Source organism: Pontibacter amylolyticus (assembly GCF_014638845.1).
Lineage (GTDB): Bacteria > Bacteroidota > Bacteroidia > Cytophagales > Hymenobacteraceae > Pontibacter > Pontibacter amylolyticus.
Genome location: NZ_BMFP01000001.1, coordinates 273,043 through 286,361, shown reverse-complemented (window position 1 = coordinate 286,361; position 13,319 = coordinate 273,043). Strand labels below are relative to the sequence as shown.

At 50.8% G+C, this 13,319-nt stretch carries 16 protein-coding genes; 8 read left to right on the top strand and 8 right to left on the bottom strand.

Annotated features, from left to right (window positions below; translation table 11 throughout):
* Window positions 1-10: 10 nt before the first annotated feature.
* Entirely contained in the window at window positions 11-1,636 is a 1,626-nt protein-coding gene (locus IEV97_RS01230) for an ABC-F family ATP-binding cassette domain-containing protein (RefSeq protein WP_188499688.1), read from the bottom strand.
* A 333-nt stretch (window positions 1,637-1,969) separates the two neighbouring features.
* On the opposite strand from IEV97_RS01230, the gene IEV97_RS01225 reads away from it, so the two are divergent.
* Together IEV97_RS01225 and IEV97_RS01220 are read left to right on the top strand one after the other, a co-directional pair.
* Complete coding sequence (locus tag IEV97_RS01225) at window positions 1,970-2,440, top strand: DUF4199 domain-containing protein (protein ID WP_188499687.1); 471 nt, start codon at window positions 1,970-1,972, stop codon at window positions 2,438-2,440.
* 52 nt (window positions 2,441-2,492) lie between these two features.
* On the top strand, window positions 2,493-2,951 hold the full coding sequence (locus IEV97_RS01220; RefSeq protein ID WP_188499686.1) for a DUF4199 domain-containing protein: 459 nt from the start codon (window positions 2,493-2,495) through the stop codon (window positions 2,949-2,951).
* Window positions 2,952-3,039: 88 nt separating this feature from the next.
* Here the strand turns inward: IEV97_RS01220 and IEV97_RS01215 are convergent, their stop codons facing one another.
* Window positions 3,040-3,270 (bottom strand): SH3 domain-containing protein, encoded by a 231-nt coding sequence (locus IEV97_RS01215; RefSeq protein ID WP_188499685.1) that lies wholly within the window; start codon window positions 3,268-3,270, stop codon window positions 3,040-3,042.
* Between the two features lie 313 nt (window positions 3,271-3,583).
* Between IEV97_RS01215 and IEV97_RS01210 the strand changes: the two genes are divergently transcribed.
* A complete protein-coding gene (locus tag IEV97_RS01210; protein WP_188499684.1) occupies window positions 3,584-3,982 on the top strand; it encodes a hypothetical protein in 399 nt (132 codons plus the stop codon).
* A 50-nt stretch (window positions 3,983-4,032) separates the two neighbouring features.
* Here the strand turns inward: IEV97_RS01210 and IEV97_RS01205 are convergent, their stop codons facing one another.
* Window positions 4,033-4,422 (bottom strand): hypothetical protein, encoded by a 390-nt coding sequence (locus IEV97_RS01205; RefSeq protein ID WP_188499683.1) that lies wholly within the window; start codon window positions 4,420-4,422, stop codon window positions 4,033-4,035.
* A gap of 270 nt (window positions 4,423-4,692) precedes the next feature.
* Here IEV97_RS01205 and IEV97_RS01200 point away from each other — a divergent pair, with 270 nt between their 5' ends.
* On the top strand, window positions 4,693-5,508 hold the full coding sequence (locus IEV97_RS01200) for a murein L,D-transpeptidase catalytic domain family protein (RefSeq protein WP_188499682.1): 816 nt from the start codon (window positions 4,693-4,695) through the stop codon (window positions 5,506-5,508).
* 75 nt (window positions 5,509-5,583) lie between these two features.
* Here IEV97_RS01200 and IEV97_RS01195 read toward each other — a convergent pair whose 3' ends face one another.
* Window positions 5,584-5,775, bottom strand: coding sequence for a hypothetical protein (locus tag IEV97_RS01195; protein WP_229733734.1), 192 nt, complete (start codon window positions 5,773-5,775; stop codon window positions 5,584-5,586).
* A 285-nt stretch (window positions 5,776-6,060) separates the two neighbouring features.
* Between IEV97_RS01195 and IEV97_RS01190 the strand changes: the two genes are divergently transcribed.
* The gene (locus IEV97_RS01190; RefSeq protein ID WP_229733733.1) at window positions 6,061-6,858 is read left to right on the top strand and encodes a M48 family metalloprotease; all 798 of its coding nucleotides are present in this window, start codon (window positions 6,061-6,063) and stop codon (window positions 6,856-6,858) included.
* Between the two features lie 34 nt (window positions 6,859-6,892).
* On the top strand, window positions 6,893-7,804 hold the full coding sequence (locus IEV97_RS01185; protein WP_188499680.1) for a diacylglycerol/lipid kinase family protein: 912 nt from the start codon (window positions 6,893-6,895) through the stop codon (window positions 7,802-7,804).
* Between the two features lie 7 nt (window positions 7,805-7,811).
* On the opposite strand, the gene IEV97_RS01180 is transcribed toward IEV97_RS01185, so the two are convergent.
* Together IEV97_RS01180 and IEV97_RS01175 are read right to left on the bottom strand one after the other, a co-directional pair.
* A complete protein-coding gene (locus tag IEV97_RS01180; protein ID WP_188499679.1) occupies window positions 7,812-9,041 on the bottom strand; it encodes a metallophosphoesterase in 1,230 nt (409 codons plus the stop codon).
* Window positions 9,041-9,676 (bottom strand): LON peptidase substrate-binding domain-containing protein, encoded by a 636-nt coding sequence (locus IEV97_RS01175; RefSeq protein WP_188499678.1) that lies wholly within the window; start codon window positions 9,674-9,676, stop codon window positions 9,041-9,043. Before IEV97_RS01175 ends, IEV97_RS01180 begins: the two co-directional genes overlap by 1 nt.
* Window positions 9,677-9,835: 159 nt before the next feature.
* On the opposite strand from IEV97_RS01175, the gene mtgA reads away from it, so the two are divergent.
* Together mtgA and IEV97_RS01165 are read left to right on the top strand one after the other, a co-directional pair.
* On the top strand, window positions 9,836-10,573 hold the full coding sequence (gene mtgA / locus IEV97_RS01170) for a monofunctional biosynthetic peptidoglycan transglycosylase (protein WP_188499677.1): 738 nt from the start codon (window positions 9,836-9,838) through the stop codon (window positions 10,571-10,573).
* Window positions 10,560-11,054: a YybH family protein gene (locus tag IEV97_RS01165; RefSeq protein WP_188499676.1), complete on the top strand. Its 495-nt coding sequence runs from the start codon at window positions 10,560-10,562 to the stop codon at window positions 11,052-11,054. The genes mtgA and IEV97_RS01165 overlap by 14 nt, the downstream gene beginning before the upstream one ends.
* Window positions 11,055-11,195: 141 nt before the next feature.
* Here the strand turns inward: IEV97_RS01165 and IEV97_RS01160 are convergent, their stop codons facing one another.
* Both IEV97_RS01160 and IEV97_RS01155 read right to left on the bottom strand, forming a co-directional pair.
* Complete coding sequence (locus IEV97_RS01160; RefSeq protein WP_188499675.1) at window positions 11,196-12,335, bottom strand: App1 family protein phosphatidate phosphatase; 1,140 nt, start codon at window positions 12,333-12,335, stop codon at window positions 11,196-11,198.
* A 57-nt stretch (window positions 12,336-12,392) separates the two neighbouring features.
* Window positions 12,393-13,229, bottom strand: coding sequence for a M48 family metalloprotease (locus IEV97_RS01155; RefSeq protein WP_188499674.1), 837 nt, complete (start codon window positions 13,227-13,229; stop codon window positions 12,393-12,395).
* Between the last annotated feature and the right edge of the window lie 90 nt (window positions 13,230-13,319).

Here is a 13,319-nt window from a genome sequence, read left to right as displayed (position 1 = left end):
GGTTTATATGCTATACCTTGGCTGTGGCATACATTTTTTTCCGCAGCTCTTTGATGTTCTCGTCAGAGAGGTATTCCTCATAGCCCATGCGTTTGTCGATGATACCACGTGGCGTCAGCTCGATGATACGGTTAGCGATCGTGTCCACAAACTGCAAGTCATGCGAAGAGAAGAGGATGGTGCCATCGAAGTCGCGCAGTGAGTTGTTGAGCGCCGTGATCGACTCGAGGTCCAGGTGGTTGGTCGGTTCGTCAAACACCAGCACGTTGCCGGACTGCAGCATCATACGGGAGAACATACAGCGCACTTTCTCTCCACCCGACAGCACGTTCGCCTTCTTGAGCGACTCCTCACCGGAGAACAGCATGCGGCCCAGGAATCCGCGGATAAAGCTTTCGTCTTTTTCCACCGAATATTGGCGCAGCCAGTCCACCAGGTTCAGGTTCGTATCAAAGAACTCCTGGTTGTCTTTCGGGAAGAAAGAGGCCGTGATGGTGGTTCCCCACTTGAACTCACCTGAGTCAGGCTGCTCTTCGTTGAACAGGATCTTAAAGAAAGTGGAAGCGGCAATGTCGTTACGACCGATCACCGCGATCTTATCTCCTTTGTCGATCATAAAGGAGATGTTCGTGAAAAGCGGCTGCCCATCGATCGATTTGGTCAGGTTCTCGACGTGCAGGATCTGGTTACCAGCTTCGCGCTCTGGCTTGAAGGCGATGTAGGGGTACTTGCGTGAGGAAGGCTGAATGTCTTCTACCGTCAGCTTCTCGAGCAACTTGGCACGTGAGGTCGCCTGCTTCGACTTGGAAGCGTTGGCGCTGAAGCGGCGGATGAATTCTTCGAGTTCCTTACGTTTGTCTTCTGTCTTCTTGTTGGCATCAGAGCGCTGCTTCAAAGCCAGCTGGCTTGACTGGTACCAGAAACCGTAGTTACCGGCAAACATCTTGATCTTGCCAAAGTCGATGTCGGCCACGTGCGTACACACGGCGTCAAGGAAGTGGCGGTCGTGCGACACCACGATCACGGTGTTCTGGAAGTTGTCCAGGAAGTTCTCCAGCCACATGATCGACTCAGCGTCCAGGTGGTTGGTCGGTTCGTCGAGCAGCAGGATGTCCGGATTGCCGAAGAGCGCCTGCGCCAGGAGCACACGCACTTTTTCACTGCCGCTCAGATCTTTCATCAGGGCGTAGTGCAGGTCTTCGGTGATGCCAAGGCCGCTCAGGAGTTCAGCCGCTTCATACTCAGCGTTCCAGCCCTCCAGGTCAGCGAATTCGCCTTCCAGTTCAGCAGCCCGCACGCCGTCAGCCTCCGAGAAATCTTCTTTGGCATAGATGGCATCCTTTTCCTGCATGATGTCAAACAGGCGCTTGTGGCCCATGATAACGGTCTGCAATACCGGAGACTCGTCGTATTCGAAGTGGTTCTGCTTCAATACGGCCAGGCGGGCATTGGCCGGGATCTCCACGGTGCCGGTGTTCGGGTCAATCTCACCCGAGAGTATTTTTAGAAAGGTGGATTTGCCCGCACCGTTGGCCCCGATGAGGCCGTAGCAGTTGCCGGGCAAAAATTTGATGGTAACGTCTTCAAACAGGGTACGCTTGCCATAAGACAGGCTTACATTGTTGGTGCTGATCATAGATAGCTTAAAATGAGTATATGAAACGATTGCGGTGCAAAATTACGAAATAAAAACCGTCTTTTTTTCAAATTGCTGTAAACCAATAGGCTAAGGGTTCACAGGGGGCGGCTTAATTGCTTTGAAATGAAGCCTTTCGGGGAGTGACCCGAAAAATTAATGACTCAAATCACAACACCAACCCATGTTCTCTAGTATATTGATTTAATTATATACGGCAGATCGCACCTGCTTTGGGGAGCTTTGTGTAGGACAAGCTCTTTTTTATAACCAATCGTGCGACTAATCTGTTCACTTTTAAAAACTAAGGACTCTAAACAAAACAGTATACATATGGCACTTTCAAGAATCACATATCAAAAGGTATCACTGAAATATGGTATTTTCGTAGGTATAGCGCATGTGCTCTTTTTCCTGATCATGCGCCTGCTGAACCTTCAAAACAGAGTGGAGCTTTCTTTCCTGAGTGCGATCTTCCTGATTATAGGTATAACAGTTGCTATTTCGCAATTCAAAAAAGCGAAAGGAGGGGACATCAACTATTTCCAGGGGCTGGCGATCGGGGCTACCACGGGCGTGGTTTCCTCTACCATACTGGCCCTGTTCATGGTCATCTACCTGACAACCTTAGACACAGCATACCTGGCTAGTCTGCAGTCCAGTGCGCTGTTCCCTGTGAGTTTGTCGGTGTTGTCCTTCTTTGTGCTCACCATTATTTACGGTACCATCCCAGGCTTCCTGATCGCTTTTGTGGCCATGCAGTGGTTTAAGCGGGAAGAACATGCTATTCAAGAGCGCATCTGATCGTAGCGTTCTGTTTTAGCAGCCTCATATAAAGACACTTCAAGCACCTACTATGGAAAAAATTGGCCTAAAATACGGCCTGTTTACAGCACTTGCGTTGGTCAGCTACTTTCTGCTCATGAAGGTAGTAGGCCTCTCGCATATTATTGAGTTGCGCTTTCTCAATGGCCTGATCATGGCTGTCGGTGTTACCCTGTCCATACGGGCTCTTAAGATCATGCGGCAGGGCAATATCGGTTATTTTGAGGGCCTGGGAGTGGGCGTCATTACTTCCGTCCTGGCAACAGTGGTATTTGCCGCGTTTATGGTCATTTATATTAAAGCGTTCGATGACGGGCTGCTAAAAGTTCTTGCCGGCGAACAGTTCTTCGGCGATCGGATGGCGATCACACCGGGTGTGGTAATTTTTATCGTCCTGATGCTGGAAGGCGTGATATCGGGCTTTATGGTGTCGTTCATTGCCATGCAGTGGTTCAAACGACGCGACCACAAAGTGCCCGGCAGTCCCTGAACCGGCTTCATTCACACCAGAGATACAATAAGAAAGGCGACCAGGTATATCCCGGGTCGCCTTTCTCTTTTAGGATTATATTGTCAGATCAGCTCACCAGATTATCTGGCCGCTGTATGATTTGTACAACTACTTCATGTAAATCACCTTCCTCATCTTTAAGCTTATATATCACCATGGGGTTGTCAGCATCATGTATAGGCGTGATATTGACGACTTTACCTGCGTCAAGCCTGTCTTCAAGTTGCTGTGCTAAGTCCTGAAATGCTTTGGCAAAGTTAACCTCGAGCGAACTGGGATTATAATATTTAGTTTTCATGTTTATTTCACTTTGTATGGGGGAGACGCTGCTGCGTAACCTGGAGCCACTATTAAAAATACTATTTCGACCGTTTGTTTTGTGTACTGTTCTCCAAGGGTTTAGTTACGATATAGCTAAATTTGAATACAAGTTATTTTTATAATTTAAATATATTTTGAAATATTTCAATTTTGTGCTAAAATGCGGTCGGATGTACTATTGGAAAAATATAAAATATGTGCGTCTTTAAGCAGAACCTAAATAATGTAATTCCGTTCATAACACTATATAACTTTAGCATAGCCAGGTAATGGCCTCATACCCGAATACCATGAAAAGAATTATACCTTTTTTAATCATACTAGGATTAACAGTAAGTACGACACAGGCGCAGCGATTGGCAGAGACTGACGATGAGCTGGATAAGAAAGTGCTGGCCATCAGTCTAAGTGGTCCGCAGATGGCTATCCTGGAAATGAAGCGCGATTTGAATCTAAGCGAAGAGCAACTAAAGCAGGTTGAACTGCTACACCAGGAACGCTACCAGCTGATGACAGAAGCCGAACTGAGACAGGAAGATCCGATAGAACTACAGCGTACCTACAGAGAAATACAGATACAGCTTGACAAGGTGATGGCTGGCATCCTGAATGATAAGCAGCTGAAGCAATTCCTGGAGTTGGAAGGGCGCCAGCACGTTAATATGCTGACCGGGAAGGAAGAAGAATAATCACTGGTAAGCATAAATCAAAAAGCCCGCCTAAAAGCGGGCTTTTTGATTTATTTTGAACTAGGTATAGGACGCAGGTAGGTGATCTCGCTCACTTTGCTCAGGGCGTTAAAGCGGACCTCAGCCCGGTTAGCTTCGGAAAGTTTATTCCGCTCATTGCACTGCGAGCCGGGTTCAAAGTAGTAGATGAAAACACGCTGTCCCCGACGCATCAGTTGCTCTGCATCAGGTTTGCCCAGAATGTCTTTTACATCTGCTTCAGGGCGCCCGTACAGGTCGCGGCGTATTGCCTCAAAGTCATTGACCATCGTGTTTCGTTGTCCCTGGCAGCCTTTTTTATCTTGCTGCCATTTCTCACTGTCGAAGCCTGAAATGCGGGCGGGGTCTGCGCAGCCCATTAGCATCATCAGTAGCAGGGTATAGAAGGAGTACGTTTTCATGTGCTATTCTCTTACCTCAAAATTGCAGCTTCCGGCCTTGGCATACAAGTAAATGCTCTAATTTATAAAGCACTGGATGATTCTGGAAATAAAAATAAATAGTCCCGGTATACTAAGCTTCAGGTATACAAACGTTTAGCATATACAGCCGGTCACCAGGCGGGGGAAAGCCCTGCAAATTGGACCTAAACATCTTTTGAGGGAACAATTGTTGTGTTTTTTCCTGTTAGTACATTAATTGCGTAAAACCTGATAAAGAAGAATAGCCCTATGATAAGAGCCACTGTTACCTCTTTTGCCTTGAGTTTCATGCTGATAGCCACTCCCGGCGGAGCCCGACACGACGAATCTGATCCGATGGGACGCACAGCGGAAACTGTTTTGACTTCCACTTCACTTGCCAACCTTTCCTTTACTGAGAAGAAAATCGCTTTCGAGGAGCATGTGCTGGACGTGTACAACAGAGCGGGGTTACAAAAGGCAGGACTTTCTTACAGTGTGTTTGAGCGTGCCTACACCGGTTACCACAATTTCAAACAGGATGAACTGACCGCTACTGACAAGCAGATCCTGACGGTGGTTGATTTCACCAAGCCGAGCAACCAGAAGCGCATGTGGATCATAGACCTGGATGCGAGCAAAGTGATTTATAACAACCTGGTGGCGCATGGCCGTAACACGGGCAATGTAAAAGCTGAGAAATTCTCAAACGAGCCCAATTCCAACATGAGCAGCATGGGTTTCTACCTGACCGATAAAACCTACCATGGCAAGCACGGGCTTTCGCTGCGTTTGTCAGGTATGGACGAGCAGTATAACTCAAAAGCCATGGAGCGTGCCATCGTACTGCATGGTGCTGACTACGTGAGTGAAGATTTTGTGAAGCAGTATGGCCGGCTGGGCCGCAGCCTGGGTTGCCCGGCGGTGCCAAGAGCTATTTCCGGAGACGTGATCGAGCTGATCAAGAACAACACGGTACTCTACATCCACAGTGCAGACAAGGCCTATACCTCCGATTATTTAAACGTTGAGAGAGCCATCGAAGGATTTGCATCGCTACAGGATATGCTGCCTGCGAACGCCTAGGTGGACCAAAAGATTACATGAAAAAGCCACGCCGAGATCCGGTGTGGCTTTTTTTGGTTTTAATGGTCTTTGCGCCTAGGTCTGGTCCTTCGTCGTCTTCACCAGGTTAATACCGGCGAAGAAAAAGATCAGGCCTACAATAAAGGGAACGGCGGCCGTGTACTTGCCAACAGCAGCGCCGTCGCCTCCCATAACAAAGGCATATGCGCCCCAGATGATGCCGACTATACCTAATATGGTCAGAATGGCACCGAATGTTCTTTTCATATTCATAATATTCTGTTTTAATTGAAGCTGATTTTGCAGCGATTTTAGTGTATTACGAAATTCATATAAAATAGGGTAGCTATTTATGAATTCTTGCATGCTGTCTAGCCTGCAGTCTCTATTATTTTCATGGCGCTTGCGTATACTTTTTAATACAATGAAAGTATACGCTGATGAAACACGGCCGGCCAACACCAGGCTTCCCGTAAAAGCGGGCCGGTGAGCAGGGCATTTACAAAACATATAATTAGAACCATGTAAGTATAGAGTAACATGAGAGCAGTCATGAAATTTATCATTGCCATCCTGATTGCGGCGGTATCGCTGGTCACGTACTGGTGCAACAGGCAGGAAAATGATTTTACCGGCCAGATGCAGCACGTGGATATGACCGTAGAGCAGGAGATCGCCCTTGGGTTACAGACCGCACCCCAAATGGCCTCTCAATATGGTGGGCTTCACCCGGACGAGCAGGCGAGAGCCCAGGTGAGCGCAATCGGGCAGCGGCTTGTCCAGAATACCCGCGTGAATGAAACACCCTATAAGTTTGACTTTCATCTGCTGGCCGATGAGAAGACCGTCAATGCCTTCGCCCTGCCAGGCGGGCAGATCTTCATCACGGCGGGTCTGCTTCGTCGGCTGAGTTCTGAGGCGCAGTTGGCAGGCGTGCTGGGCCACGAGATAGGGCACGTAGTCGGCCGGCACTCTGCCCAGCAATTAGCCAAGGCAAAGCTCACACAGGGCCTGACCGGTGCCGCTGCCATTGCCACTTACGATCCCGATAATCCTGCCTCCCGAAGCGGTGCCGTGGCTGCCGCTATGATCGGCAAACTGATGAACATGCGTTACGGCCGGGAAGATGAACTGGAGTCGGACAGGCTGGCGGTGCGCCTGACAGGGGAGGCAGGCTACGACCCGAGGGCCATGATCGAGGTGATGCGCATACTCGAGGAGGCCAGTGGCGGTGCCAGTGGTCCTGAATTCGCACAAACGCATCCTAACCCAGGCAACCGCATCGCGGAGATAGAGCGCGCCATCCAACAGGAGTATCCCAACGGTTTGCCTGCTGGCCTTGTAGAATAAGACCGGGCTCTCAACTATAAACTGACATCACACCATGCCTACGCAAAAAGACATAAAATTCCATCACCTCCTGTTTGTCATCAACCCCATAGCAGGTGATATCGACAAAGAGGAACTGGAAGATGAGATAAAGACAGAATGTGCTGATCATCAGATCAAGTGCACGATCTATCGCACGACAGGCGAAAGTGACTTAGAGCAGATCAAGCAGCTCATGGAGGAAAATACCTATGACGCTGTTTTTGCAGTTGGGGGCGATGGCACGGTCAGTCTGGTCGGCGCCCTGCTGATCGGCACGCAGACCCCCCTGGGCATTATACCGCTTGGCTCCGGCAACGGACTCTCAAAAGACCTGGGTATACCTCAGGATACGGAAGAGGCCCTGCAACTGATCCACGAACACGTTGTGCGCAACATCGACACCATCGACCTGAATGGGAAGCCTTCAATTCATCTCAGCGATCTTGGATTTAACGCCCTGGTCGTAAAGCGCTTTTGCGAAGGGGATAAGCGCGGACCGGGCGCCTATGCCTGGATAGCCCTGCAGGAGTACATGAATTACGAGCCCAAGTTTTATCGCATAGAGACTGACACGGAGAATTTTGAGGGGCAGGCCTTTATGGTGACCATTGCCAATGCCAACGCCTTTGGGAGCAATGCCGCCATCAACCCCAGCGGAATCCTGAACGACGGGCGCTTCGAAATCTGCCTGATTGAGCCTTTTCCAAAAGCTGCCGCGCCTGTGTTGCTGGTGAGGATGTATACCGATAATATTGATGGCTCCATCTATACCCGACGCATCAGCTGCCGCAAGGCCACCGTTTACAACGTAGACCATGAAGTGGTGCACATCGACGGCGAGCCGGCTGAACTGGATGAGGTGATCAAAGTGACGATGCACCCCAAAAGCCTCAAAGTGATTCTGCCTATACCTGAAGAGGCATAATTAGAAGCTATACCTGCTGTGCCTGTACTTTGGGCTGCAAAACGGTGCCAAGCTCTTTCCTGAACACGACAACCCCTGGCTTTGGGACGTCTTCTGTTTCCGGGACGGCGAGCGCCTCTATCCAAACCTCTCCTGTGTCGTAGTAGTTGAGCACAAAGAAACCGCGCTGCTCCAACGTAAAGGTGGCTTTGCCGCCTTTTTTTACAAAGGAGGTTTTACTGCCCGAGCCGCTTACGATGTAATGGTTGTCCCGCACCTCAAAGTGCTGCAGGTTATGGTCGTGCCCCGCCACATATACAATGTTGCTGTACTGATGGAAGATACGGAGCAGGCGCTTGCGCATCTTGCGGTATTTACGGTGCGACATGTCTTCATAGGCCCCGAATAGCTGACGGTAAAAAGGATATAAAGAGCCGAAGATAGGCAATGGAATATAAAAGCGTTTGTGGGCGGCCGTCAGCGGAAAGATATGCTGCTTGATCGTGAATTTGCCGCCGTGAAGCGCATTGCTGTAAAGCGGGTGGTGCGCTGCCACCACGATGCGCTGGTGTCGGTTACGCCGCAGGATCTGGTTCAGACGCACAAAGAATTCCTCAATGTCATCATAAGGGCAGCCCTGCCCGATACCCATCGGCTTTTCGCCGCGTTGCACCCACCACTGTGTGTTGATGATCACCAGGAGCAACCCCTCTGCTAATTGTATAGCCTCCGGGCCAGGGCAACCGTGCCGGGGCAGGTAACTGTTCTCGTCCTGCAGCGTGTCCACCACGTATTTTTCCTGTCGCAGCACATACTCCAGTCCTTTAGCACGGCCTTTGTTCCAGTCGTGGTTGCCGCTGAGAAAAATCTTGCGCCCTGCGTAAGCGCCCATTTGCCCTAGCAGGAAATCCAGACGCTCTTTGGCGGCAGGGTAGTGGCGGTGCGTCTCGGCAGGCATGCCCACCGGGTAGAGGTTATCTCCCAGGAACAGGACGCTCCCATCGGGGCCTGTATTCTGCTGCCACTCCTCCAGGAGCCGCATGACAGGGTCCGTGCCGTCGGTTGCGACATAGCCCACGTCACCCATAAACGCGATGCTGTGCACCAGCCGCGCCTCCGGTTTAGGCAGGCACTTGCGCCAGCCTACATCCGAAAGTTTGTAGAACGGCTTGTTGCGGTATTTGAGCTCCTGCCAGTAGCTGAACAGCCCAAAAACCAGAAACAGCACGGTAGGTATGATAAGGAAGTATAGCAGCATCAGAAGTTGGGTGGCGTGAGGTTTTTGAAATGACCGTTGAGCTTGACGCGCTCCTTCAGTTTCTCGGTTTCGGCTACGATAGGCAATACTTGCAGGAGATGCTGCAAAATCATCTCTTGCCGCAGGGCTTCGCTGTTACACTGCAATAAAGTATACTCCTGTTCGGTATTGAGGCCCAAATGATGGCCTACGTCATAGGATGTGAAGTTATTGGGCAGGTCCAGAAAGATGTTGCTTATACCTAAGGCCATGTAGAGTTCACGTAGTTTTTCACGTATTTGTTCCTTCGTCACAATATCTTCATCGGCCAGGTTCTCTACTTCCTCCACCTGCCCCCCAGCATACAGCCGGCCGGGTGCCTGTTTATCAAACTTCAGTATTTTAAAGATGCCCAAACCCTGCGTACGGATGTCCATCTCGCCGCTTTCGTATTTTTTCTCAACCTGCAGCAGCTTGATCTCTGTGCCGTAGAGGCCCACACTATTATTGATATAGGTAGGTATGCCAAATGTACTGCCGCTTTCGAGGCAGTCGTAGACCAGCTGCTTGTAGCGGGGCTCGAAGATGTGCAGGTTCAGCTTCTCGCCCGGAAATACCACGATATTCAGAGGGAACAAGGGGAGGTACTTTTGCATGGCCATTTCTTTAGCTCTATAACAGACAAGTTCGTGTTTTGTATATGGAATACGGGTATGTTCGGACGCGTGTTAAGTATGACAATTCAGCCACGCCGCTTTTGTTGCAATATGAGCCAAAACGCTTAGCTTTGCGCACTTATTTTTTGAACGCTGAAAATGAAGAAGAAACGGCTGGGCTTTCGTGAGATCAGGCTTATCATCACAAAGCTTTTGCTGAGCCTCGTGCTCCTGAGTGTGCTGTGGGTGTTGGTATACCGTTGGGTGGCGCCACCGGCCACGCTGCATATGGTGAAGCGGCGCGCCGAAGCCGGCACAGCCGACAAAGCTGACCCCGTGATCAGGTATAAGTTCGTTTCTTTGGAGGAGATGTCAGAGCAGCTGCCGCTGGCCGTGGTGGCGTCCGAAGACCAGCTTTTTCTGGAGCACAACGGTTTCGATTTCGATGCCATTGCCGATGCCTTCAAGCGCAATCAGAAAGGGAAGAACATCCGGGGAGGCAGCACCATCAGTCAGCAAGTGGCCAAGAACGTATTCTTGTGGCATGGCCGCAGTTACCTGCGCAAAGGCGTAGAGGCTTACTTTACTTTCCTGATCGAATTGCTGTGGGGAAAGCAGCGCATCCTGGAGGTATACCTGAACATTGCCGAGATGGGAGACGGGATGTTTGGCGTAGAGGCTGCTTCCCAGAAATACTTTAGAAAACCGGCTGCGAAGGTTGGGCGGCAGGAGGCGGCTCGCCTGGCAGCTGTGCTGCCCAACCCCATTCGCTATTCGGCCGAAAGACCGTCGGCCTACGTATTAGGCAGGCAGCGTCGTATAGCCCGCGCCATGGGCCGACTGGGTGGAACTACTTATATCAAAACCATACTTCCCCAAAAAGATGAAAAGAAATAAGTTTATTGCCGCACTGGCCCTAGGTATAGGCTTGTCTTTCACGGCTTGTCAGCAGAACGAAGAGAAACAGGTGGAGCTTACCACCAATGCACCTGCCATGCACGATACAGCGGCGGCAGAAGCGCAGGTGCGCGACATGCTGGCCGCGCAGTCGGCCTGCTGGAGCCAGGGCAACCTCGAGTGCTTTATGCAGGACTACTGGAAATCCGACTCGCTGCTGTTTGTAGGTAAAAGCGGCCTGACCTACGGCTGGCAGAAGACGTTGGACAACTACCGCAAGAGCTACCCTGATCCGGCAGCCATGGGTAAGTTGACCTTCGACCTGAAAGAGATGCGCCACCTGGCTGCAGACCACATGCTGGTGGTGGGCAAATGGCACCTGCAGCGCGAAGCCCAACTGGGCGACCTCCAGGGACACTTCTCCATCATCCTCAAGCGCTTTCCGGAAGGGTGGAAGATCGTAGCAGATCATTCAAGCTAATCAAGTTTAAGAGTTTGGGATTTTAAGAGTTTGAAAGTTTAGGAATATAAGAAAGGTGACAGCATTATTTTGTCCGCAATTCCACTTCTCATTAACTCTCAATTTCTAATTCTTTTCTTCTAAACTCCCAAACTCCTAAACTTACTCGTCTCCCTCGGCATCCACTTTGGTTTCTCTGGCAATTTCCGGAATTTCTTCCGTGAAGATATAACCGCAATTGGCAGCGTGTTCAGCGGCTTCCAGGGTTTCTTTAACAAGCACCATTTCCACCTCTTTGCTATCCTTAAACTCGTCGAAGATCTTGACGACTTTGGTCGTGTGCTTTTCGATGTTCACATCCCGGATGTAGATGGCCAGCACGCGGCCCGGATGTTTTCGCACTACTTCGGCGTAAATCTCGGCATCCTGCTGTCCGCTGTCGCCGATCAGAATGAACTTGAGCTCAGGGTACGTAATCAGGATGTTCTCGATCTCCTTGTACTTGTGGCTCATGTGGTCTGAGGCACCGAGCTTGCTCTCGTCTATTCCGAAATCCCGGAGCAGGAGCGGACCCTGCGGAATTTCGTTCAGTTCCAGAAAATGATAGAGCAGGTCATAGGTGTTCCAGGGGCTGCTCGAAACGTAGAAGAACGGATTGTTGCGTTTGCCGTTACGGCCCAGTTGAAGAGACTTATAGAAAGAAGCGATGCCATGGAAAGGTATACGGGAGTGCGCGTTGTTGAGCAGTACGTTTCGCCCGGTCTGCAGCAGGTTCGTGGCGCCCGTACGCACGATGGTATCGTCAATGTCGCTGATAATGCCATACTCGGCATCGGGAGGCGGTACGAGCACATGTGCCTGTGCCTTTACCGGGCTTTCCACTTCGACGGGGGCTTCGGAAAGCGTGACATCAATCGTGTGCCAGACATCCTCAAGTACTAGTGGCTTTTCCGGGGCGAGGTTCAGCACAAAATAGCCTTCTGTATCAGTCGTGATCTCGTGCTTCTGATCTCCCAGGCACAGCTCTATGCGCGCGCCCGGTATCTCCCGGCTATTGAAGCGCTTGTACATATTCAGGATGTTCTCCCAAAGCGTATCATTGGCTTCCGACAAAGTGATGCCCTTATCGACCAGCACACGGCCTTTTACATAGAGGCGGGTAGGCGTGCCGTAGCTGCGGTACGCTATAATATGCAGCGGCCCGAACATGTTGAGCCTGCGGCGCAGGTTAAAAGTCAGGGTGTCAAACTTCTCTTCTGCTTTCAAGACAGCTTTTGCGGCCGTATTCTTTATCTTTTTCATAGTGGGCAGGTATAGAGGTCAAACAGAAAGGCCTGCCGTGCAGCAGACCTTCGCATGTTATAGGTTCAGGCTTTTTTTCAATTCGATGAAGTCGGTATTAGCGGCTCCGTCTGTTGCGCAGCCGCGCTGTTTGGCCTGCTGCTGTATGTTTTCAACGCGGTTGTCCGGGTTCGGGTGTGTGCTCAGAAACTCAGGCGGATTGCTGCCCTGCGCCTGTGAATTAAGCTTTACGAAAAAACCGGCTGCTCCGTCGCAGGCATAGTAGTCGGTGCCATCCAGGTATACCACCGAGGCATTGTCGGCCTCTGTTTCGGCTCCCCGGCTGAAGCGCAGGCCTGCCAGTGTACCGGCCAGTTGACCGGCGATCTGTTGCAGCGTGCCCGCATTGTTCCCCAGCGCTACGGATAGCAGCAGCGCTATACCATAGTCGCGTTGCAGCTGCTGCACACTGTGGCGCTTGTCGGCGTGGGCTATTTCGTGCGCCAGCACCCCGGCAAAGTGGTCTTCGTCGTCCAGGAACTTCATCAGGCCGGTATACACGTAAATGTGCCCTCCCGGAGCAGCGAAAGCGTTCAGTGTCTCGCGGTCGTCGATGATCTTCACTGTCCAAACGAATTCATTTCTATACTTGATCTCGCCGGAGTTGAGCACCCGGTTCACGATGCGGTCGAGGTGGGTGTAGGCTTTTTTCACGTTGGCGTTGGTAGAGGTGCGCTCCAGCAGTTTGCCTTGTGCACGGAAGGTGGAGTCTACCTGCTGTGACACCTGCTCTCCCAGCCGGATGTCGTCCTGAATGGAGAAGATCACGCCTTCATTGTCTTTGCAACTGCTCACGAAAAACACGCTGACAAAGACAAGCAGCCAGGGTGCAGTAATTTTGAGATATTTCTTCATTTGGTTAAGAGTGGTAAAATAAGTTGAAGCGCTGCATAGGTATAAGCCGAAAAACATCCCCCTGCAACATGCTTAGAACTTGCGCGATTA